Origin of the sequence: Brachybacterium aquaticum (assembly GCF_014204755.1) — a bacterium.
GTDB classification, from domain to species: Bacteria; Actinomycetota; Actinomycetes; order Actinomycetales; family Dermabacteraceae; genus Brachybacterium; species Brachybacterium aquaticum.
On sequence record NZ_JACHLZ010000001.1, the window covers coordinates 1,241,183 to 1,262,381 of the forward strand.

A 21,199-nucleotide genomic window follows, 5' to 3' on the forward strand; every position below is an offset into this window, starting at 1 on the left:
GCTCGGCGCGGCCGCCATGCGATGACGACAAGCACACGGACACACCGAACGACGAGGTAGCGCACGCAGATGGGGAACGGCAACACAGGGATCGTCCACACGAACACGAGCCTGCTGGCGGTCGAGGGGACGCTGCCGCAGGTCACGGTGACCTCGGACGAGATCGACGAGATGCTGGCCCCGGCCCGCAAGCGGCTCCGCCTGCCCAAGGGCGTGCTGCAGCGCGTCGCGGGCGTGTACGAGCGCCGCTGGTGGCGCGACACCGAGAACGGCTGGAAGCAGGGCGTCGTGCTTGCCGCCGAGCGCGCCATGGCCAAGGCCGGGATCATGCGCGACCAGGTCGGTCTGCTGATCAACGCCTCCGTGTCCCGTCAGCACCTCGAGCCGGCCGTGTCCACCGGGATCCACCACTCCCTCGGCATGCCCGCCAGCTGCATGAACTTCGACATCACCAACGCCTGCCTCGGCTTCGTCAACGCCATGACGATGGCGGCGGGCATGATCGACTCCGGCCAGATCAAGTACGCCCTGATCGTGGGCGCGGAGGATGTCGAGGAGGTCCAGCGCGGCACGATCGAGCGGATCAATTCCAAGAACTCCACCCGCGCGGACTTCAACAACCAGTTCGCCTCCCTCACCCTCGGCTCCGGTGCCGCGGCCGCCGTGCTCGGCCCCACCGACGCCCACCCCGAGGGCCACCGACTGAAGGTCACCCAGGCCCGCGCCGGCACCGAGCACCACGAGCTGTGCGTGGCGAACATGCAGGACATGCGCACCGACTCCGCCGGTCTGCTCGAGAACGGGATCCAGCTCATCCTGGACACCTGGAAGGGCGCCAACGACGCGGGGCTGGACTTCAAGAGCATCGACCACGTCATCCCGCACCAGGTCTCGATGGTCTACACCCGCAACTTCTCGAAGATCACGGGCGTGGGCATGGAGCGCATCCCGGTCACCTTCCCGGACTGGGGCAACATCGCCGCCGAGGCGGTGCCGATGACGCTGGCCCACATCCAGAACGACGTCAAGCGCGGGGAGCGGGTGCTCCTGATGGGGGTCGGCTCCGGACTGAACACGGCGATGATGGAGGTCGAGTGGTGAGCCCCGCCCAGAACAGCACCCCTGCAGGGATCCCGAGCGTGCCCGGGCTCGACCCGGCCCTCAGCCGCACCCTCGAGGTGCGCGACCACACCGGGGAGCTGCGGCAGTGGCACCTGCTGGACTCCGGGCCGTGGCTCGCCGAGCGCGGCATCCGCCCCCGCGGCACGCTCCTCGCCGTGCACGGCAACCCCACCTGGTCCTTCCTGTTCCGCTCGCTCGTGCGCGAGGACATCCCCTGGCGCCTGATCGCCGTGGACCAGCTGGAGATGGGCTGGTCCGAGCGCACCGGCGTCACCCGCCGCTACCAGGACCGCATCACCGACCTGTCCCTGCTCACCGACGCGCTGTCGCTCCGCGGCCCGGTGGTCACCGTCGGCCACGACTGGGGCGGCCTGATCTCCGCCGGGTGGGCGCTGGACAACCGCCACGACCTGGTCGGGATGATCCTCACCAACACCGGCGTGCACCAGAAGCTCGAGGAGGCGCTGCCGAAGGCGCTGCAGCTGGCCACCACCCCCGGCTTCCGCACCGCCTCCACCTCGCTCACCGACGCGTTCCTGCGCACCACCCTGTCGCTGTCCACGCCGGCGCTGCCGAAGGAGGTGCAGGAGGCGTACCTCGCCCCCTACCGCTCCCGCGCGCGCCGCCGCGGCATCGACCAGTTCGTCGCCGACATCCCCGCCGGTGCCGAGCACCCCTCCCGCGCCACCCTCGAGCGGGTCGCGGCCGGCATCGCCGAGCTGAAGGTCCCGACCCTGTTCGCCTGGGGCCCGCGCGACATCACCTTCTCGGACCGCTTCCTGCGCGACCTGATCCAGCGCGTCCCCCACGCGGACGTGCACCGCTTCGAGAAGGCCTCCCACCTGGTGTGGGAGGACGCGGACGTCGCGGGCCTGGTCGCGACGTGGCTCGAGGCGACCTTCGGCACCGCCGAGGAGCCCCGCATCGAGGCCGCGCCCTGGCGACCGGTCTCCTCCTACGCCGAGCCCGCGCCCGCGCGTCCCATCGGCGCCGAGATCTCCCGTCTCGCCGCCGACCCGGCCCATGCCCACCGCCCCGCCGTGGTGGAGCTCGCCGGCGAGGGACGCGAGGGCCGCGAGATCTCCTGGTCGCTGCTGGACCGCCGCGTCGAGGACATCGCCGCGGGCCTGCTCTCCCATGGCGTGCGCCCCGGCGACCGCGTGAGCCTGCTGATCACCCCCGGCGCCGACCTGACCGGTGTGCTCTACGCCTGCTTCCGCATCGGCGCCGTCGCGGTCGTGGCCGATGCCGGCCTCGGCGTGCAGGGCCTGACCCGCGCCGTGATCGGCTCCCACATCGACTGGCTGATCGGCATCAACAAGGCTCTCGTCGGCGCCCGCGCCATGGGCTGGCCCGGCCGGCGCCTCAGCGTCGAGCAGCTGCCCACCGTGGACCGCACCGCCCTCGGCGTGGAGACCTCCATCGCCGAGCTCGCCCGCTCCGGTGCGCTCCAGCGCGAGCTCGGCGCACCGCTGGACGTGCCGGTGCCGGACCCGGACTCCGATGCGGCCGTGCTGTTCACCTCCGGCTCCACCGGCCCGGCCAAGGGCGCGGTGCTCACGCACCGCCAGCTCAGCGCCATGTTCGCCGCCGTCGGCGACACCCTCGACCTCGCCCCCGAGCGCGGTCTCGTCGCCGGGTTCGCGACCTTCGCGCTGCTGGGCCCCGCGCTCGGCGCCCCCACGGTCGTGCCCGACATGGACATCACCCGTCCCGGCGAGCTGACCGCCCCGGCCCTCGCGGAGGCGATCGCGGCGCTCGGCAGCCCCGCCGTGTTCACCGCCCCCGCCGCGCTGCGGAACATCCTGGACACCGCCGACCAGCTCGATGAGTCCGGCCGCGCCGCCATGGCCCGCGCCGCGAGCTTCTTCTCCGCCGGCGCCCCCATCCCCGCGCACCTGCTGCGCGGGCTGAGGGACCTCATGCCGCACGCGAAGGCGCTGACGCCGTACGGCATGACCGAGTGCCTGGCCGTCGCCGCGAGCGACCTCGAGGGCATCGAGGCGGCCGGTGAGGGCTCCGGCGTGTGCGTCGGCACCCCCGTGCCGCGCGTCGAGATCGCCATCGCCGTCATGGACGAGGAGGGCGTGACCACCGGGGAGATCACCACCGACGCCGGCGTCACCGGCGAGATCCTTGTGCGCGCCCCGCACGTGCGCGACCGCTACCTCATGCTCTGGGGCACCACCCACACCTCCATGCGCTTCGAGGGCTGGCACGCCACCGGCGACGTCGGCCACCTCGACCAGGCCGGCCGGCTCTGGGTCGAGGGGCGCGCCGCCCACGTCCTCGCCACGGCCGACGGGCTGTTCACCCCCGTCCAGGTCGAGGAGGCCGCCGAGTCCGTGCCGACCGTGCGCCGTGCCGGCGCCGCCGTCGTCGGCCCCCGCGGCACCCAGCAGGTCGTCGTGATCCTCGAGACCGAGGACGGCTACCGGCCCGGGAAGGCGGGGCGTCCGCGCGCCGCCGCACCGTCGCTGCAGGAGGCCGTGCGCCGCGCCGTCCGCGACCGCGCCGGCGTGGAGGTCGTGGCCGTGTTCACCACCCGCGCCCTGCCCACCGACATCCGCCACAACTCCAAGATCGACCGCGCGGCTCTGTCGCGCTGGTCCGGTCAGACCCTGCGCGGGGAGAAGGCGGACGCCCTGTGAGCGCCCCGACCATCCTGGTCACCGGCGCCTCCGGCATGCTCGGCGGAGCCGTCGCGACCGCCCTGCGCGACCGCGGCGCGACCGTTCGCGCCTTCCAGCGCCGCCCCGCCGGGATCGACGGCGTCGAGGACGTCAACGGCTCCCTCACCGAGGCGGGCGACGTGCGCCGCGCCGTCGCCGGGGCGGACGCCGTGATCCACCTGGCCGCGAAGGTGTCCATCTCCGGGCCCGAGAGCGAGTACCGGGCGATCAACATCGAGGGCACCCGCCACGTCCTGGACGCCCTGCGCGCCAATGGCGGCGGGAACCTCGTGAACGTCTCCACCCCGTCGGCCGCCCACCTGGGCCGCGCCATCGAGGGCCTCGACGCGACCCCCGCGGACCCCGAGCGGGCCCGCGGGCCGTACGCCCGCACGAAGGCCGCCGCCGAGCTGCTGGCGATGGCCGCCGACGGCACCGCCGGCATCCAGGTCACCTCCGTGCGCCCCCACATCGTGTGGGGCCCCGGCGACACCCAGCTCGTGGGACGGATCGTCGACCGCGCGAAGAGCGGTCGCCTGCCCCTGCTCGACGAGGGCATGGCGCTCATCGACACCACCTACGTCACCAACGCGGCCGACGCGATCGTCGCCGCCCACGACCGGATCGACGACGTGCACGGCGAGAGCTTCGTGATCTCCAACGGCGAGCCCCGCACCGTCCGCGACGTGTTCGCCGGCTGGTGCGACGCGGCCGGGGTGCCCGCCCCGACCCTGCGCGTCCCCGGCAGCGTGGCCCGCTTCGCCGGCCGCCTCATCGAGAAGGTGTGGGAGAAGCGCCCCGGCTACGACGAACCGCCCATGACGGAGTTCCTCGCCGAGCAGATGTCCACCGCGCACTGGTTCGACCAGCGCCGCACCCGCGAGCGCCTGCAGTGGACGCCGCGGGTCAGCATGGACGAGGGCAACGCCCGCCTCGCGGAGTGGTTCCGCGCGCACCCCGTCGTCTGACCCCTCCGTCGACGCCTGCTGCCCGAGCCCGCCGTCCGACCCCGTCGCCCGATCCCGCCTCACGGAAGTCGAGTCCTCCATGTCGACCGTCCCTTCCCCCCAGTCCGACGCCGCGCACAACGAGGCCGACGAGGCCGCGCTGCGCGCGGAGATCGATGCGGAGCTCGCCGCCGAGCGCAGCGCCCGACCCCGGGCCGGGCTGCGCCTCGCCGGGGCGGTGCTGCTGATCGGCGCGCTCGTGGGCTGGTTCGCCTCCCTCGAGCTGCAGGTCGGCAAGGAGTTCCTGCTCGCGAACCCCGGGGCGAGCCTCGCCTGCGACGTGAACCCCTTCATCTCCTGCGGCAGCGTCATGATGACCTGGCAGTCCTCGGCGCTGGGCATCCCGAACATGGCCATCGGCCTGGGAGGCTTCGCGATCATGGCCGCGACCGGTGCGCTGATGGTCTCCGGCACCGCCCTGCCCACCTGGTACCGGTGGGCACGCCTGGGCGGGATGACCTTCGCCTTCGGCTACATCCACTTCCTCGCGATCTCCGCGATCTTCGTGATCCGGGCGCTGTGCCCCTGGTGCATGGTCATCTGGACCGTCACCGCGCCGATGTTCTTCTCCACCCTCGCCCACACCATCGAGAGCGGCGACCTGCGCCTGCCGCGCCCGCTCGCGAACGTGCTGCGCCACTGGGTGGTCCTCACCCTGCTGTGGTACTTGCTGGTGATCGTCACGATCCTCGCCGCCTTCTGGCGGCAGTGGCTCGTGGTCTTCGGAATCGCCTGAGCCGGGATCTCCCCACCGGGGCGCCCGACCGTTCCTCCACAGGGATGGGTCGTCCCCATCCCGGGGCCTGCGCCTGACCCGAGCACCGCAGCCCGCCTAGGTTCGCGGGCATGGGAGCACATGCGGGGCACGGGAGCGGGGCCGACGAGCACGGCCGGGGACGCCCCGGCCGGCACCGCCGCAGCGGCGAGCCGCTGATCGCGCGGCGGGATCATGCCCCCGCCGGACCCAGGCGCCTGCCCTTCCCCGCCCCTTCGCCCTCGGCGCTCGTGGGCATCGCCGTGCTCGTCCTCATCGGCCTCGGGGTCATCCACCTCTCCAGCACCGGCTCCGCCGTGCCCCAGGAGGAGACGGCGGCGGAGGTCGTGGAGGGGGAGGGGGACGGCACTGAGCCGCCCTCCTCCGCACCCGCAGCGTCCGAGGCGCCGGGCGCCGCGCCGTCGTCCCCGTCATCCCCATCATCGCCGGGAGCCCCGTCGTCGCCGGCGGCCGACGGGGCTCCCGCCGCGGAGCTCGTCGTGCACGTCTCCGGCGCGGTCGCGAGCCCCGGCGTGGTGCGCCTGCCCGCCGGTGCCCGGGTCGACGACGCGCTGCGCGCCGCCGGGGGAGCACTGCCCGAGGCCGAGCTCGCCGCCGTGAACCTCGCCCGCCCCGTGGCCGACGGGGAGCAGATCCACGTGCCGGTGCCGGGGGAGGAGCCACCCGTCCAGGCCCCGGCGCCCGTCGCGGGCGAGGCACCGGTGAACGGGGACGGCGGGGATGGGGCCGGCGGGGGCGGCACCGGAGGCAGCAGCGGCGGAGGGCCCATCGACCTGAACACCGCGAGCGCCGCCGAGCTCGAGGAGCTCCCCGGGGTGGGGCCGGCCATCGCGCAGCGCATCATCGACCATCGCGAGGCGAACGGCCCCTTCACCTCCGTGGACGGTCTGCTCGAGGTCTCCGGCATCGGACCGGCGACCCTCGAGAAGATCCGCCCGGCGGCGACCGTATGACCCGCGGCGACCTGCGACTGCTGCCCGCGGCGACCTGCGTGTGGGCCCTCGCGGTTCTCGGCATCACCGCCGGCACAGCGGCCGCCGTCGCCGCGGCCGCCGTGCTCGTGGCGCTCGCCCTCACGGTCATCACCCTGCTCGGTCCCGCCCGCTGCGGCCATGGGGTGTTCGCCCATCTGGGCATCGTGGTCCTCGCCGGGGTGCTGCTGTTCCCGGCCCTCCAGCGCCACAGCGGTGCCGAGGAGCTGTTCGCGGACGCCGCCTCCGAGGGGCTCGTGGTGGAGGTGGGCGTGCGCGCATCCAGCGAGGCCGCTCCGCCGAGCGGCGGGCCCGAATGGTCCCGCAGCGGACTGCAGATGCGCGCGAGGACCGTCGCCGGGCCCGCCCGGTTCGGCACGGCGCAGGAGCAGCTGCCGGCCTCCCTCCCCGTGCTCGTGCGCGCGTCGGGTCCCGCCGCCGAGGAGCTCGCCCGGGTGCGGGACGGCCAGAGCGTCCACCTGCGCGGCGGCGTCTCCACGAGCGGCTCCCTGATCGTGCTGCGCGCCACCGAGGTCACGGTGGTCGCTGCTCCCGGCGGGGCCGGACGGGCCCAGGAGGCCCGTCACCGGTTCCGCGGGATCGCCCGCGCGGCCACCTCCCACCTCCCGGCCGACGAGGCCGCGTTGGTGCGAGGCATGACCACCGGCGACACCGCCGGGATGGGGGAGCGGACCGAGGAGATCATGCGCCGCGCCGGGATCTCCCATCTCGTGGCGGTCTCGGGAGCCAATATTGCTCTGGTCCTCGCCGCGGTGCTCGCACCGCTGCTGCTCCTCGGGGTGCGGCGCAGACCGCGGCTGCTGGCCGCCGCGACGGTCGTCGCCGGGTACGTGTGGCTGGTCGGGGACGAGCCGAGCGTGCAGCGCGCCGCGACGATGGCGGCCCCGCTGCTCGCCGCCCGATTCGCCGGGGTGCGCGCCTCCCCGGTCGCGGTCCTCGCCCTCACCGTCGCGCTGTGGTCCGTGCTCGACCCGGTCACCGCCGCGTCGATCGGCTTCCTGCTCTCCGCCCTCGCGACCGCAGCGATCCTCATCGTGGCGCCACCGCTCGCGACCGCCCTCGTGGAGCTGAGCGGGGAGCGGCTGGGGCGCACCGCCGCGCTCGTGCTCGCCGTGCCGCTGGTCGCCCAGGCCGCGTGCACCCCCGTGCTGCTCCTGCTCACCCCTGAGCTGTCGCTCTGGGCGGTGGCCGTGAACATGGCGGTCGCGCCGCTGGTGGGTCCTGCGACGGTGATCGGCCTGGTCGCCCTCGTGCTCGGGGTCGTCTCGCCGCCGCTCGCGGCGGCGCTGTACACCCTCGCCGCGGGCGGTGCGCACGCGGTGCTGCTCATCGCCCGCACCGCCGACGCGCTGCCCGGCTCCCGCATCCCCGTCGCCGAGGGGCCGACCGGCGTGCTCATCGCGATCGCTGTGCTGGTCCTCGCTGGTCTGGCGGTGGCGGGTCGGCGCCTGCGCGTGGTGCGCTGGAGCGTCGCCGTGGTGCTCGTCCTCGCCCTCGCGCCGAGCCTCGGACGGCAGCTGCCGATGCGGAGCGCCCCAGGATGGACCGTGGCGATGTGCGCGGTCGGGCAGGGCGATGCGATGCTGCTGCGCCCGGCGGACCGCCCGGCCGGATCCGGGGCGGGAGGGAGCCGGGACGGGCCGACGGTCCTCGTCGACACCGGAGGGGACCCCGACCTGCTGCGCACCTGCCTCGACCGGCTCCAGGTGCGCACGATCGACCTGCTCGTCCTCACCCACCCCCACGCCGACCACACCGGCGGCCGGGAGGCGCTCACCGGAGCCCGCGCCCCCGCCGAGCAGTGGGTGTGCCCCCTGCCCGAAGCGGCGCGCGACGTTCTGGACAGCATCCCGGCCCGGCCCGTGACGACAGGGGAGCGCTGGGAACGGTCCGGGCTCGCGCTGCAGGTGCTGTGGCCGGCGTCGGCCGAGGAGGCGCAACGGGCCAGCCGACTGGAGCGGGGGTCCGGGGAGGGGGACGCCGCGAACGACTGCTCCGTGGTCCTCGCCGCCACCTGGGAGGACGGCACCCGACTCGTGGCCCTCGGCGACCTCGAGCCGGCCGCGCAGGAGCAGCTCGCCGCGCAGGAGCCCGGCACCGCGGACATCGTCAAGGTCGCCCACCACGGCTCCCGCTTCCAGCACCCGCCCCTGTACGCGCAGCTCGACCCGGACCTCGCGCTCGTCGGGGTCGGCGCGGAGAACACCTTCGGCCACCCCACCGACGAGGCCCTCGACCTCGCCCGCGGACTCGGCGCGCAGGTGCTGCGCACCGACGAGCACGGCACCGTGGTGCTGCCGACGGGCGAGGGGGCCGCGCCGCGCAGCGTCGGCCCGGGCCGCTAGGATCGACGGGTCCCCGAGCAGTGAGGAGCTCACCGTGAGCGATGTCGAGTGGCACAGCGTCGCCCTCGCACCGATCGTGCTCGTCCAGGGCACCGAGTCCCTGATCGCGGACCGCGCGGTGCAGCGCCTGCGCGCCCTGGCCAAGGAGGCCGACCCCTCCGTCGAGATCCACGGGCTGGTCGGTGAGGCGCTCGGCCCCGGCGCCCTCGCCCAGGTCGCCAGCCCCTCCCTGTTCGGCGAGCCCCGCCTCGTGATCGTGCCCGAGCTGCAGAGCGCCCCCGACGCGCTCGTCCTCGAGCTGCTGGACTATCTCAAGGCCCCGGAGAGCGACGTGACCCTCGTGCTCGTCCACCGCGGCGGCAACCGCGGCAAGAAGCTGCTGGACGCGCTGAAGAAGGCCGGCGTGCCGCGCGTGGACGCGAGCCCCGTCAAGCGCGCCGCGGACAAGCAGACCTTCGTCGCCGCCGAGTTCGCCCGCGCCCAGCGCCGCATCCAGCCCGACGCCCTGGTGGCCCTGGTCGACGCCTTCGGCACGGACCTCGCCGAGCTCGCCGCGATCAGCCGCCAGCTCATCGAGGACACCACCCCCGACCCCGGCGAGCAGCCCGCCCAGGTCACCGTCGCCGACGTGCACGCCCTCACCTCAGGGCGCGTGGAGTCCACCGCCTTCGCCGTCGCCGACTCCGCGATCGCCGGGAAGGAGCAGGAGGCGCTGCAGCTTCTGCAGCAGGCCCAGCTCGCCGGCGCCGACCCCGTCCCGATCGTCGCCGCGATCGCCTCGAAGATGCGCTCGCTGGCGAAGGTCACCGCCCCGTCGGCCAACGCCCGCACCCTCGGGATGCCCGACTGGATGCTGCGCAACCTCACCCGCGACGCCCGCGCCTGGAACGACCGCTCCCTCGCCCGGGCGCTCGAGGCCGTGGCCCGCGCCGATCACGAGGTCAAGGGTGCCGGACGCGACCCGCAATGGTCCGTGCAGCGCATGGTGATGGAGATCTGCCGCGCACGTCGCGCCGGCTGAACAGCGCACGTCGCGTCGGCTGAACAGCGCTGACTGAACAGCGTCGGCCGGCAGCGTCGATCCGGAGTTCCCTGGACAGCGAGAAGCCCGGTGCGCATCCCTGCGCACCGGGCTTCTCGTCCCCGCCGGGCGGGGGAGGTCAGAGACCTGACGTCACTTGGCGACTCCGGCGACCAGCTTCGCGAGACCCGACTTGCGGTTCGCGGCCTGGTTCTTGTGGATGACGCCCTTGGAGACGGCCTTGTCCAGCTTGCGGGACGCGGTCTTGAGCGCCTCGCCGGCGGCCTCGGCGTCACCGGTGGAGACGGCGGCCTTCACCTTGCGGGTGTAGGTCTTGAGCTCGGACTTGACGGCACGGTTGCGCAGGCGCGCCTTCTCGTTCGTCCGGTTCCGCTTGATCTGGGACTTGATGTTTGCCACGAAGACTCTTCTCTAGTGCTGCTGCGGTGGATCATCCGCGGCGGCAGAGGAACGGCCCCGACGGGGACGGCGGTGGGGATCGCCTGGAGACGTCGGTGCCGGGTCGCTGCCACGGCTACTCACCCGGGTCGCACGCGACGCCCTGCCCCTGAGACACTTCGGGAGGACGTGATGCGCACACCGGACGGTATGTCACACATACAGCGGACAAGATTAGCAGAGACTCCTGCCCGGACCGCACCCGATGTGCGGCGTGTCTCCTGCTCGCGCCGGGGACGGGGGCTCGGGAGCGCTCGTGTCGGCCCTGTCGTTCAGCCCTGCCGCCAGTTCAGCCCCGCCCCCAGTTCAGCCCGGCCGTCAGTTCAGCCCTGCACTGCGGCGGCCACGCGCTCGTACCGCTCGCGATCCAGGCGAGCGCCCTCGCGGCGCACCGCGTCGGGGGAGATCCGCAGCAGCCGATCGGCGCGCACCTCCGAGGGACGGCCCTTGCTGTCCCAGTCCCCGGCGCCGATGTCGACCCAGGTCGCGCCGTGCTCTCCGGTGCGGGTCGCACCGGACTCGGTGCGGTCGCGGGAGGTGAGCATCAGGGCGATCAGCACCTCGCCCTCGCCGTCGCGGCCGCCGGCGGAGGCGTCCTCCTCGGCGATCACGAGCACCGGACGGTCCTTGCCGCGGGTGATGTCCTCCTCGTACGGCACCCACGCCCACACGATCTCGCCCGGATCGGGGTGGTCGTCCTCCCGCGGGGCGTAGGCGAGCCTCAGGCCGCGGGAGTCCTTGCGGTCCGCGAGCGCGCCGTGCCCGTCGGCCGCGCCGGAGCCGCCGGCCGTCGCCCGCCCGGCCCCGTCGGACTGCCGGGCCCCGTCGGCCGATCGACCGGGCGTCGCCCCGGCCCTGCCCGAGCCGCTCTTGGCCGAATCGTTATCCGCCGTCCCGCCGCGCTGCTCCTCGATGGCGCGGACCGCGGCACGGCCGAGGTCGCGGGCGCCGCGGCGCACGGAGGGGTTCCGTGCGAGGGAGCGCACGGCCGAGGACAGCGTGTCGAACAGGGACATGGTGCTCGCTTCCTGGGCAGTGCGCCCACGGGAGGGTGTCGGACCTGTGAGAATGGTAGGCATGTCCGCTCCCTCGCTGTTCCACAGGATCGAGACCGGGACCGCCGGCGACGAGATGTTCGCCCCCGACGGCACGGTGCGCCCGACGTATCGGGCACTGCACGACGCCCTCGCCGGGCTCGGGCCCGAGGAGTTCCGCAATCGGTCCGACTCCCTGGCCCGCAGCTACCTCGACCAGGGCGTCACCTTCGACTACGCCGGTGAGGAGCGGCCCTTCCCGATCGACGCGATCCCCCGCGTGATCGACGCCGCCGAGTGGGCGCGCGTCTCCACGGGCGTCGCCCAGCGGGTGAGGGCTCTCGAGCGCTTCCTCGACGACCTGTACAACGAGCAGCACGCGATCGCCGACGGCGTGATCCCGAAGGAGCTGGTCACCTCCTCCACCTACGTGGTCGAGGCGATGCGCGGCTACTCCCCGCCCAACGGCGTGCGCATCCACATCGCCGGTATCGACCTGGTCCGCGACGGCGCCGGGGACTTCCGGGTCCTCGAGGACAACTGCCGCACCCCCAGCGGCGTCAGCTATGTCCTCTCCAACCGGCGCGCCATGGCCCAGACCTTCCCGGAGCTGTTCGCGGACCGGCCCGTGCGCCGCGTCGGCGAGTACCCCGGGCGTCTCCTCGCGGCCCTGCGCGCCGCCGCCCCGGACACCGCCGACGAGGACCCGACCGTCGTGGTGCTCACCCCCGGCCGCTACAACAGCGCCTATTTCGAGCATTCGCTGCTGGCCCGCACGATGGGCGTGGACCTCGTGGAGGCCAGCGATCTCGTCGAGCGGGGGGAGCGCATCTACATGCGCACCACCGCCGGGCTGCGCCGCGTGGACGTGATCTACAAGCGCACCGACGACGACTTCATCGACCCCGAGGTGTTCCGCCCCGACTCCATGCTCGGCGTGCCAGGCCTGGTCCGCGCGATCCTCGCCGGGAACGTCGTGGTCGCCAACGGCATCGGCAACGGGATCGGCGACGACAAGCTCACCTACACCTATGTCCCGGACCTGATCCGCTACTACCTCTCCGAGGAGCCGATCCTCCCCAACGTCGACACCTGGCGGCTGGAGGAGCCGGACTCCCTGGCCGAGGTGCTCGACCGGCTCGACGAGCTCGTGGTCAAGCCCGTGGACGGCTCCGGCGGCAAGGGCATCGTCATCGGCCCGTCGGCCTCCCGCGATGAGCTCGACGCCCTGCGCGTGCGGCTCCTGGCCGATCCGCGCGGCTGGATCGCCCAGCCCGTCGTGCAGCTGTCCACGATCCCGACCCTCGTCGAGGAGGGGCCCGAGCCCCGCCACGTGGACCTGCGCCCCTTCGCGCTGAACAGCGGCGACGACGTGTGGGTGCTGCCCGGTGGCCTCACCCGCGTGGCGCTGCCGCGCGGAGAGATGATCGTGAACTCCTCCCGCGGCGGCGGTTCCAAGGACACCTGGGTGCTCGCGGCAGAGCGCCCCGCCGCCGGCGGCGCCTCGCAGTCCCAGGTCCAGATGGCCACCGAGGAGGCGATCGAGGACCCCTCCGACGAGGAGTACGACGAGTTCGAGGCCCTGCACGAGGAGCGCGCTGCCGAGCGGGAGAAGGAACCGGCCCCCGTGACCTCCGCGATCCCGATCATCGACATCGACGAGTACGCGGACCAGGACCCGCCCCAGGAGAAGGACGACGACGAGGACGAGGTGGACGCCCGATGATGCTCAGCCGGATCGCCGATGCGATGTTCTGGATCGGCCGCTACGTCGAGCGGGCCGACCAGACCGCCCGCATCCTCGACGTGAAGCTCGAGTCGATCACCGAGGACGCCTCCCACGACCTGCACGGCGCCTGCCGGGCCGTCTACGACATCTTCGGCGTCGAGGACGTGCCGCAGTCGGACTGCACGATCCAGCACGTGCTGGATCGCCTGGTCACCGATCGCACCAACCCGTCCTCGGTCGCAGGGGCGCTGCAGACCGCGCGCGAGAACGCCCGCGGTGCCCGCGAGGTCCTCTCCACCGAGGTATGGGAGTCGCTGAACACCACCACCCTCGGGATGCCGCGCGGGGTGCGCCCCTCCCGCATGCACAGCTCCTTCCAGTTCGCCAAGGACCGCTGCGCCGTGGTCAACGGGCTCGTGGACTCCTCCATGACCCGCGACGAGGCCTGGCTGTTCCTGCGCATCGGGCAGCTGCTGGAGCGCGTGGACATGCTCGCCCGGAACCTCCAGTCCCACGACCTCGAGGACTCCGCCGACGCCGCGACCGTGCTGCTGCTGCGCTCCTGCAGCGCGCACGAGGCGTACATCCGCACTTACCGCGGTCGGGTCGGGGCGGCGCGCGCGATCGAGTTCCTCCTGCTGGACTCGGTGTTCCCGCGCTCGGCCGTGCACTGCCTCGCCGAGATCGACGTCGCGCTCGAGTCGCTCGCGAAGCTGCACGGCAGCTCCTTCGACCGCCTCGGCACGGCCGAGCCCGGCCGACGGATCGTGGGCCGGGCGCTCGCGAGCCTGCGCTACCGCGCCCTCGACGACATCGTCGAGGACTTCGAGGTCGAGATGGAGCAGCTGCAAATGGTCACCGGCGCGGTCACCCGGGCGCTCGGCGCGACCTACTTCCACCCGGCCGCCTGAGCTGCGGCCGGGGAGCGGGGGCGAAACGGGATGTCTCCCCGCAGAGTCCTGCCCCCGCTGCTGCTCCGCAGCCCGCTCGCGGTCGCGTCCCTGGCCCGCAACAGCCCCGCGGACCGGGTCCCGAGCCACCGCACGACGTTCGGTGCATCCGCGTACGCGATCGACCTCGTGCCCCTTGGGGAGCGCGGCCGCTCCGCGCCGTACACGCTCATCTCGTTCCTGGTCCCCGAGCCGCCGGAGCGCTTCGCTGGCTTCGGCGCCGAGGTGCTCGCCCCCTGCGCGGGCGTGGTCCGGCACGTCCGCGACGGCGAGGAGGACCATCTGGCCCATCGCGGGATCCCGTCGGTCCTCTACGCCCTCACCCAGCGCCGCCGCCTCGCCCGGGGGTGGGACGGCCTTGCGGGCAACCACCTGATCCTCGAGGCGGAGCTGCCCGGGGCGTCCAGCCACGGGCGCACCGCCTTCGTGGCGCTGTGCCACCTGCAGCGGGGCAGCCTGCGTGTCGCGCCCGGGGACCGGGTCGCGGCGGGGGAGGTGCTCGCCCGCTGCGGGAACTCGGGCAACAGCATGGAGCCGCACGTGCACCTGCAGGCGATGGACGCCTTGGACCCCGGGCGGGCGACGGCGCTGCCGATCGCGTTCCCCGGCGGGGTGCCGCGCTCCGGGCAGGTGCTCGCGGGCGCAGGTCGGCCGACGGGATGAGCGCCCCGCTGTGACGTCGGCCCGTCCGGCGGGGCGCGGACCGCGCGCGCCGCGCCGCGCGTGAGACGATGGGCCGATGCCCGGCGCGCGTGCGCCGGTCCGCTGCCGACGAGAGGACGAATGCCGGTGACCCCGAGGATCGCTGCCGATGAGGCACGGGACATCGCTCCCGCGTCGACGCCCCAGGAGCGGCTCCGCAACTTCTGCATCATCGCCCACATCGACCACGGCAAGTCCACCCTGGCCGACCGGATGCTGCAGATCACCGGGATCGTCGACGAGCGCGCCATGCGCGCCCAGTACCTCGACCGCATGGACATCGAGCGCGAGCGCGGAATCACCGTGAAGAGCCAGGCCGTGCGCATGCCCTGGCAGGTCGACGGCGTCAACTACGCCCTGAACATGATCGACACCCCCGGGCACGTGGACTTCACCTATGAGGTCTCCCGCTCGCTCGCCGCCTGCGAGGGCGCGATCCTGCTGGTCGACGCGGCCCAGGGCATCGAGGCGCAGACGCTCGCGAACTTGTACCTGGCGATGGAGAACGACCTCACCATCATCCCGGTGCTCAACAAGATCGACCTGCCCGGCGCCGATCCCGAGAAGTACGCCGCCGAGATCGGCCAGCTCGTGGGCGTCGAGCCCGACGAGGTGCTGCGCGTCTCCGGCAAGACCGGCCAGGGCGTGCCCGAGCTGCTCGACCACGTCGTGAAGACCCTCCCCGCCCCCCAGGGCGAGCCCGACGCCCCCTGCCGCGCGATGATCTTCGACTCCGTCTACGACACCTATCGCGGCGTGGTCACCTACATCCGCGTCGTCGACGGGCACCTGCGCGCCCGCGACCGCATCGACATGATGTCCACAGGCGCCCACCACGAGCTGCTCGAGATCGGCGTCAGCTCCCCGGAGCCGCAGCCCACCGAGGGCATCGGCCCCGGCGAGGTCGGCTACCTCATCACCGGCGTGAAGGACGTGCGCCAGTCCAAGGTGGGCGACACCGTCACCACCTCGGTGCGCGGGGCGACCCAGCCGCTGTCCGGCTACTCCGACCCCAAGCCGATGGTCTACTCCGGCCTGTTCCCCATCGACGGCTCGGACTACCCGGCGCTTCGTGATGCGCTGGACAAGCTCAAGCTCAACGACGCGGCCCTGAACTACGAGCCCGAGACCTCCACCGCCCTCGGCTTCGGCTTCCGCGTGGGCTTCCTCGGGCTGCTGCACCTGGAGATCATCCGCGAGCGGCTCGAGCGCGAGTTCGACCTCGACCTCATCTCCACCGCCCCGTCGGTCGTCTATCACGTCGTGATGGAGGACGGCACCGACGTCGAGGTGCTGAACCCGTCGGACTTCCCCGAGGGGAAGGTGCGCGAGATCAGCGAGCCCGTCACCAAGGCGACCATCCTCGTGCCCAGCGAGTTCATCGGCGCCGTCATGGAGCTGTGTCAGTCCAAGCGCGGCACCCTCGGCGGCATGGACTACCTCAGCGAGGACCGCGTCGAGCTGCGCTACACCCTGCCGCTGGCGGAGATCGTCTTCGACTTCTTCGACCAGCTGAAGTCGAAGACCCGCGGCTACGCCTCGCTGGACTACGACGTCTCCGGCTCCCAGGTCGCCGACCTCGTCAAGGTCGACATGCTCCTCCAGGGCGAGCCCGTGGATGCGTTCAGCGCCATCGTTCACCGCGACAAGGCCTACAACTACGGCGTCGAGATGGCCGGGAAGCTCAAGAAGCTCATCCCGCGCCAGCAGTTCGAGGTCCCGATCCAGGCCGCGATCGGCTCGCGCATCATCGCCCGCGAAAACATCCGCGCCATGCGCAAGGACGTGCTGTCCAAGTGCTACGGCGGCGACATCTCCCGCAAGCGCAAGCTGCTGGAGAAGCAGAAGGAGGGCAAGAAGCGCATGAAGAACATCGGCTCCGTCGAGGTGCCGCAGGAAGCCTTCATCGCCGCCCTCTCCTCCGACGCCGCCGAGGGCGGCAAGGACGGGAAGAAGAAGTGACGACCTCCGCGCTCCCGGCCGACGCGCTCCCGGCGGGGGCGCGCGGGCGGGTCGGTGCGGTCTGCGTCGTCGCGACCCTCCACGCCGACGATGGCTCGGTCGGCACCACCGCGATCGACAAGCGCGCCGTCGAGGGCCCCGTCGCCGTCGGACCCCTCGGCCTCTACGCCGACGTGCAGGCCGACCGCGCCCACCACGGCGGCGCCGACCAGGCCGTCTACGCGGTCGACGCCGAGGAGCGGGCCCACTGGTCCCGCGAGCTCGGACGCGCGCTCGCCCCCGGCGCGCTCGGGGAGAACCTCAGCATCGAGGACCTGCCCATCGACGATCTCGAGATCGGGGCGCGGGTGCGGCTCGGCACCGCGCTGCTCGAGGTCACTGCGCCGCGCACCCCCTGCATGACCTTCCAGCGCTGGATGGGCACCGACGACTTCCGCGCCCGCTACCACGAGCGCGGCCGCACCGGCGTGTACTTCCGCGTGCTCGAGACCGGGCAGGTCGAAGCCGGTGACGCGCTCGAGGTCGTGGACGCGCCCGGCCACGGCGCGACCGTCGCCGCGGTCTACGGCGGCGCCCGCGACCGGGACCTCACCCGGCGCCTGGCGACCTGGGCCGACGGCGCGGGCGTGGCGCTGCACCGCGAGCTCGAGGCCCGCGCGCAGCGGCATCTGAAGGGCGAGCGGCACTCGAAGGACGAGCGGTGAGCGCTGCGGCCCGGGACCTCTCGGTCTACATCCACGTCCCGTTCTGCGCGGTGCGCTGCGGGTACTGCGACTTCAACACGTACACCGCCACCGAGCTCGGCGGCGGCGGGTCCCAGCGCGAGTACCCCGCCAACGCCATGGCGGAGATGGACCTGACCCTCGCCGCGGACCGCGCCGCCGGGTACGAGTACGCTCAGGTCTCCACCGTCTTCTTCGGCGGCGGCACCCCCACGCTGCTGCCGGCCGACGACCTCGTCGCCATGCTCGACCACCTGCGCGCCCTGATCCCGCTCGCGCCCGACGCGGAGGTGACCAGCGAGGCGAACCCCGACTCCGTCACCCGCGCGTCGCTGTCGCGCATGGCCGACGGCGGCATCACCCGCGTCTCGATCGGCATGCAGTCCGCGGTCCCGTCGGTGCTGGCGACCCTGGACCGCACCCACGAACCCGAGCGCGTGCCGCAGGTGGTGCAGTGGGCGAAGGAGGCGGGCCTGGACGTCAGCCTCGACCTCATCTACGGCACCCCCGGCGAGACCCTCGCCGACGTAGAGACCTCCGTGCGCGCCGCCCTCGCCTGCGGGGTCGACCACCTCTCCGCCTACTCGCTGATCATCGAGGGCAACACCGCCATGGCCCGCCAGCTGCGCCGCGGCGAGCTCGAGGCCCCCGACCCCGACGACATGGCCGACAAGTACGAGCTCATCGACGACCTCACCCGCGAAGCGGGCCTCTCCTGGTACGAGGTCTCCAACTTCGCCCGCACCGAGGAGCACCGCTCCCGCCACAACCTCGCCTACTGGCGCGGCGGCGACTGGTGGGGGATCGGCCCCGGCGCCCACCGCCACCGCGACGGACTGCGCTCCTGGAACGTCAAGCATCCCAGCCGCTACGCCCGCATGCTCGCGGTCGGCGAGCTGCCCGTCGCCGACTCCGAGCAGGTCGCGGCCGAGGACCGGCTCGTGGAGCGGATCATGCTCGAGCTGCGCATCGCCGACGGGCTGGAGGTGTCGGTCGTGCCCGAGGAGAACCGGGAGATGCTCGCCGTGCACCGCGACCGCGGCCATCTTGACCCGGACGCCCTCGCGCGGGGACGGGCCGTGCTCACCCGCAGCGGCCGGCTCCTCGCCGACGCGGTCATCCGCGACCTCGTGCCCTGAGCGCAGGCCCTGCGCGCACTGGCCCTGCGAGCACTGGCCCTGAGGCCGGACCCGGAGCACACTGAGGACCATGACTCCTGCCTCGGCTCGGCCCACCTCGATCGACGAGTACCTCGACGGCCTCGAGGACCCGGCCCGCACCCTCATCGCCCGGCTGCGGGCACTCGTGCAGGAGGCGCTGCCCGCGGCGACCGAGGCCGTGAAGTGGGGCAGCCCCGCGCACCTGCACCCCTCCGGCACGATCCTGCTCGTGTACAGCGCTCACAAGGACCACGCGAACTTCGTTGTCACCCCCAGCACCCGTGAGGCCTTCGACCGGGAGCTGGAGGGGTTCGCCACCGGCAAGGGACGCGTCGCCCTGCCCTACGGCCAGGAGATCCCGGAGGACCTGCTGCGCAGGATGATCGCCTATCGCCTCCGCGAGCACGCGGAGCAGGGCGTGGGCTGGATGTGAGGCCCCGGTGGGATCAGGCCCGATGACGGAAGGAGCCCCCGCGACCTCGAGGATCGCGGGGGCTCCGGTGCGTCGTGCGATCACGTCACGGCGTGATCACTTCACGAAGCGGATGTTCAGCGGGTAGTTCCAGTACTCGCCCTTGTTGGACTTCACCGCTCCGATGATGGCGAAGATGACGTGCAGCACGGCCGGCAGCCACACCAGCGGGAACGCGATCGAACCGATGCCGAAGGTGACCACCGCGAAGATCGTGATCGCGATGGAGAGCACCACCTCCGCGATCACCGTGGCGATCGCCGCGTTCAACGTCTCGGCCGCGTTGTAGCGGACGAAGCGGTCACGGTCCTTGTACATCAGGAAGATCACCAGCGGACCGACCCAGCCGAGGAAGCCGGCACCCACCACGTAGCCGAGCACCGCGGAGAGGTGGGAGAACATCGACCACATCTTCGAGTCCGAGGCGGAGACGGGCTGGCCGGTGATCGGACCCTCGTACAGTCCCTTGAAGCCCTGGGGGAGCGGCGAGGCATCAAGGTGCGGAGCGCCCTGGGGAGCGCCGTTCCCGTCGGCCTGCTGCGCGTACTGCTGCTGGCCCGCGTACTGCTGACCGGAGAACTGCTGACCCTGGGGCTGCTGGCCGAAGGACGGATCCTGGCGCGGATCGTACTGACGCTCGGTGTGCGCCGCGAAGGGAGCGGCGCCGGCGGCGTAGGAATCGTGCGAGGCGGCGCTCGGAGCCGACGCACCGCTCGCGCCGTAGGGCGAACCCTGGGCGTAGTGCGAAGGCTGCGCCGGAGCGCTCTGCGCGTACGGGTCCGCCTGGGCGAACGGGTCGTGGGGGTGGAGCGCGGGGTCCGAGGTGGGCGATCCCTCCTCCGCCGGCTGTGAAGCGGCGGGGCCGCCCGTGCCGGGCTGGTCGATGTCGAGGGGGTCCGAGGCGGGGGTGCCGGGCTCGGAGCCGTACGGATCGTGCGGGTGCGGAGTCTGGCTCATGATTCCTTCTTCGTCTCGGGCCGGCGCCGGGCCGACCTGCTGGGTGATGACCTCACCCTAACGAGGGTCGTGCGGGCCGCTCATCGTGGAGGTCCGCCGCATACGCCGGGGGATATCCCCCATTCAGTCCCCGTCGACCGTCACGAAATCGATGAGCTCCTCGATCCGCCCGGACAGGGTCGGCTCGACGTCCGCGTAGGAGCGGACCGTGGAGAGGATCCGCTTCCAGCCCAGGCCGATGTCCGCCTTGTCCTCGTGGGGCCAGCCGAGCGCGGCGAGCGTGCCCACCTTGATGTCGGTGCCGCGGGGGATGTGCGGCCACTGGGCAAGACCCACCCGGGCGGGCTTCACCGCCTGCCACACGTCGACATAGGGGTGGCCGAGCACGGTGACATTGCCGCGCGCGCCCGGCAGCGCCATCACCTCGGCGGCGATGCGGGACTCCTTGGAGCCCTTCACGAGATGGTCCACGAGGATGCCGAGGCGCCGACCGGGGGAGGGGCCGAACTCGGCGACGCGCTCGACCAGGTTGTCCGCGCCCTCGAGCTGCTCGACGACGATGCCCTCGATGCGCAGGTCGTGGCCCCACACCTTCTGCACGAGCTCGGCGTCGTGGGTGCCCTCCACCCAGATCCGCGAGGCGCGGGCGGTGCGGGCCTTCGCCCCCTCGACGTACACCGATCCCGAGGCCGAGCGCTTGCGCACGGGCGCGGCGGAGCGGGCCACGGGTCGGGTGAGCACGACGGGCTTCCCGTCGATCATGAACCCGGGGCCGAGCGGGAAGGTGCGGCGCCTGCCGCGGCCGTCCTCGAGCTCGACGATCAGCTCGCCGGCGGTCTTCTCGACCCGGGTGATCGCGCCGGTGAACCCGGTCGAGGCCTCCTCGACCACGAGATCGCGAGCGGCGGGCACCTCCCTCGCCACGGGGCGGCGGCGGTGGTGCGCGGGCGGGCCGGAGGACAGCACGTCGGCGCCGTACCGGTCGGGGAATCGAGCGGAGGGGGAAGACACGGCGGACACTGTATCCCCGTGGCGAACGCCTCCCCGCGCAGCGCGCCGGGGACGCGTAGGATTGGCACTTGGCACCGGAGAGTGCCAGATTGGGTCAGCAGGACGAC

At 73.0% G+C, this 21,199-nt stretch carries 18 protein-coding genes; 14 read left to right on the plus strand and 4 right to left on the minus strand.

From position 1 onward, the window contains the following. Window positions 1-69: 69 nt before the first annotated feature. The 7 genes from HNR70_RS05540 to holA all read left to right on the plus strand — a co-directional run bounded on the left by HNR70_RS05540 (window position 70) and on the right by holA (window position 9,934). Window positions 70-1,101 (plus strand): 3-oxoacyl-ACP synthase III, encoded by a 1,032-nt coding sequence (locus HNR70_RS05540; protein WP_184324773.1) that lies wholly within the window; start codon window positions 70-72, stop codon window positions 1,099-1,101. Then, complete coding sequence (locus tag HNR70_RS05545; protein WP_312857575.1) at window positions 1,098-3,773, plus strand: alpha/beta fold hydrolase; 2,676 nt, start codon at window positions 1,098-1,100, stop codon at window positions 3,771-3,773. Before HNR70_RS05540 ends, HNR70_RS05545 begins: the two co-directional genes overlap by 4 nt. Beyond that, on the plus strand, window positions 3,770-4,762 hold the full coding sequence (locus tag HNR70_RS05550) for an NAD-dependent epimerase/dehydratase family protein (RefSeq protein WP_184324775.1): 993 nt from the start codon (window positions 3,770-3,772) through the stop codon (window positions 4,760-4,762). Before HNR70_RS05545 ends, HNR70_RS05550 begins: the two co-directional genes overlap by 4 nt. Before the next feature lie 79 nt (window positions 4,763-4,841). Continuing rightward, complete coding sequence (locus HNR70_RS05555; protein WP_184324776.1) at window positions 4,842-5,537, plus strand: vitamin K epoxide reductase family protein; 696 nt, start codon at window positions 4,842-4,844, stop codon at window positions 5,535-5,537. A gap of 110 nt (window positions 5,538-5,647) precedes the next feature. Then, window positions 5,648-6,529, plus strand: coding sequence for a ComEA family DNA-binding protein (locus tag HNR70_RS05560; protein WP_184324777.1), 882 nt, complete (start codon window positions 5,648-5,650; stop codon window positions 6,527-6,529). Next, window positions 6,526-8,913, plus strand: coding sequence for a ComEC/Rec2 family competence protein (locus tag HNR70_RS05565; RefSeq protein WP_184324778.1), 2,388 nt, complete (start codon window positions 6,526-6,528; stop codon window positions 8,911-8,913). The genes HNR70_RS05560 and HNR70_RS05565 overlap by 4 nt, the downstream gene beginning before the upstream one ends. A gap of 34 nt (window positions 8,914-8,947) precedes the next feature. After that, entirely contained in the window at window positions 8,948-9,934 is a 987-nt protein-coding gene (gene holA / locus HNR70_RS05570) for a DNA polymerase III subunit delta (protein WP_184324779.1), read from the plus strand. 153 nt (window positions 9,935-10,087) lie between these two features. On the opposite strand, the gene rpsT is transcribed toward holA, so the two are convergent. Beyond that, the gene (gene rpsT / locus HNR70_RS05575; protein WP_184324780.1) at window positions 10,088-10,354 is read right to left on the minus strand and encodes a 30S ribosomal protein S20; all 267 of its coding nucleotides are present in this window, start codon (window positions 10,352-10,354) and stop codon (window positions 10,088-10,090) included. Window positions 10,355-10,716: 362 nt separating this feature from the next. Further along, a complete protein-coding gene (locus tag HNR70_RS05580) occupies window positions 10,717-11,409 on the minus strand; it encodes a type II toxin-antitoxin system PemK/MazF family toxin (RefSeq protein ID WP_184324781.1) in 693 nt (230 codons plus the stop codon). A 61-nt stretch (window positions 11,410-11,470) separates the two neighbouring features. Between HNR70_RS05580 and HNR70_RS05585 the strand changes: the two genes are divergently transcribed. The 7 genes from HNR70_RS05585 to HNR70_RS05615 all read left to right on the plus strand — a co-directional run bounded on the left by HNR70_RS05585 (window position 11,471) and on the right by HNR70_RS05615 (window position 19,085). Then, window positions 11,471-13,153, plus strand: coding sequence for a circularly permuted type 2 ATP-grasp protein (locus HNR70_RS05585; protein ID WP_246375157.1), 1,683 nt, complete (start codon window positions 11,471-11,473; stop codon window positions 13,151-13,153). Beyond that, entirely contained in the window at window positions 13,150-14,067 is a 918-nt protein-coding gene (locus HNR70_RS05590) for an alpha-E domain-containing protein (RefSeq protein WP_246375158.1), read from the plus strand. Before HNR70_RS05585 ends, HNR70_RS05590 begins: the two co-directional genes overlap by 4 nt. Before the next feature lie 30 nt (window positions 14,068-14,097). Next, entirely contained in the window at window positions 14,098-14,769 is a 672-nt protein-coding gene (locus tag HNR70_RS05595; RefSeq protein WP_184324783.1) for a M23 family metallopeptidase, read from the plus strand. A 120-nt stretch (window positions 14,770-14,889) separates the two neighbouring features. Next, complete coding sequence (gene lepA / locus HNR70_RS05600; RefSeq protein ID WP_221421095.1) at window positions 14,890-16,770, plus strand: translation elongation factor 4; 1,881 nt, start codon at window positions 14,890-14,892, stop codon at window positions 16,768-16,770. Continuing rightward, on the plus strand, window positions 16,767-17,474 hold the full coding sequence (locus HNR70_RS05605; RefSeq protein WP_184324784.1) for an MOSC domain-containing protein: 708 nt from the start codon (window positions 16,767-16,769) through the stop codon (window positions 17,472-17,474). Before lepA ends, HNR70_RS05605 begins: the two co-directional genes overlap by 4 nt. Then, entirely contained in the window at window positions 17,471-18,631 is a 1,161-nt protein-coding gene (gene hemW, locus HNR70_RS05610) for a radical SAM family heme chaperone HemW (RefSeq protein ID WP_184324785.1), read from the plus strand. Before HNR70_RS05605 ends, hemW begins: the two co-directional genes overlap by 4 nt. A gap of 70 nt (window positions 18,632-18,701) precedes the next feature. After that, window positions 18,702-19,085 carry an iron chaperone gene (locus tag HNR70_RS05615; RefSeq protein ID WP_184324786.1) on the plus strand — a complete coding sequence of 128 codons (384 nt, stop codon included), beginning with the start codon at window positions 18,702-18,704 and terminating at the stop codon, window positions 19,083-19,085. Window positions 19,086-19,181: 96 nt separating this feature from the next. Here HNR70_RS05615 and HNR70_RS05620 read toward each other — a convergent pair whose 3' ends face one another. After that, window positions 19,182-20,081 (minus strand): DUF4870 domain-containing protein, encoded by a 900-nt coding sequence (locus tag HNR70_RS05620; protein ID WP_184324787.1) that lies wholly within the window; start codon window positions 20,079-20,081, stop codon window positions 19,182-19,184. A gap of 123 nt (window positions 20,082-20,204) precedes the next feature. Continuing rightward, entirely contained in the window at window positions 20,205-21,101 is an 897-nt protein-coding gene (locus HNR70_RS05625) for a DUF3097 domain-containing protein (RefSeq protein WP_184324788.1), read from the minus strand. Window positions 21,102-21,199: the final 98 nt, after the last annotated feature.

What these genes read in the sequence shown, in the direction of transcription:
- lepA (WP_221421095.1), top strand. Translation starts at nt 14,890, where the DNA reads ATGCCGGTGACCCCGAGGATCGCTGCCGATGAGGCACGGGACATCGCT.
- HNR70_RS05560 (WP_184324777.1), top strand. Translation starts at nt 5,648, where the DNA reads ATGGGAGCACATGCGGGGCACGGGAGCGGGGCCGACGAGCACGGCCGG.
- HNR70_RS05580 (WP_184324781.1), bottom strand. Translation starts at nt 11,409, where the DNA reads ATGTCCCTGTTCGACACGCTGTCCTCGGCCGTGCGCTCCCTCGCACGG.
- HNR70_RS05590 (WP_246375158.1), top strand. Translation starts at nt 13,150, where the DNA reads ATGATGCTCAGCCGGATCGCCGATGCGATGTTCTGGATCGGCCGCTAC.
- HNR70_RS05615 (WP_184324786.1), top strand. Translation starts at nt 18,702, where the DNA reads ATGACTCCTGCCTCGGCTCGGCCCACCTCGATCGACGAGTACCTCGAC.
- HNR70_RS05620 (WP_184324787.1), bottom strand. Translation starts at nt 20,081, where the DNA reads ATGAGCCAGACTCCGCACCCGCACGATCCGTACGGCTCCGAGCCCGGC.
- HNR70_RS05555 (WP_184324776.1), top strand. Translation starts at nt 4,842, where the DNA reads ATGTCGACCGTCCCTTCCCCCCAGTCCGACGCCGCGCACAACGAGGCC.
- HNR70_RS05595 (WP_184324783.1), top strand. Translation starts at nt 14,098, where the DNA reads ATGTCTCCCCGCAGAGTCCTGCCCCCGCTGCTGCTCCGCAGCCCGCTC.
- HNR70_RS05585 (WP_246375157.1), top strand. Translation starts at nt 11,471, where the DNA reads ATGTCCGCTCCCTCGCTGTTCCACAGGATCGAGACCGGGACCGCCGGC.
- HNR70_RS05565 (WP_184324778.1), top strand. Translation starts at nt 6,526, where the DNA reads ATGACCCGCGGCGACCTGCGACTGCTGCCCGCGGCGACCTGCGTGTGG.
- HNR70_RS05540 (WP_184324773.1), top strand. Translation starts at nt 70, where the DNA reads ATGGGGAACGGCAACACAGGGATCGTCCACACGAACACGAGCCTGCTG.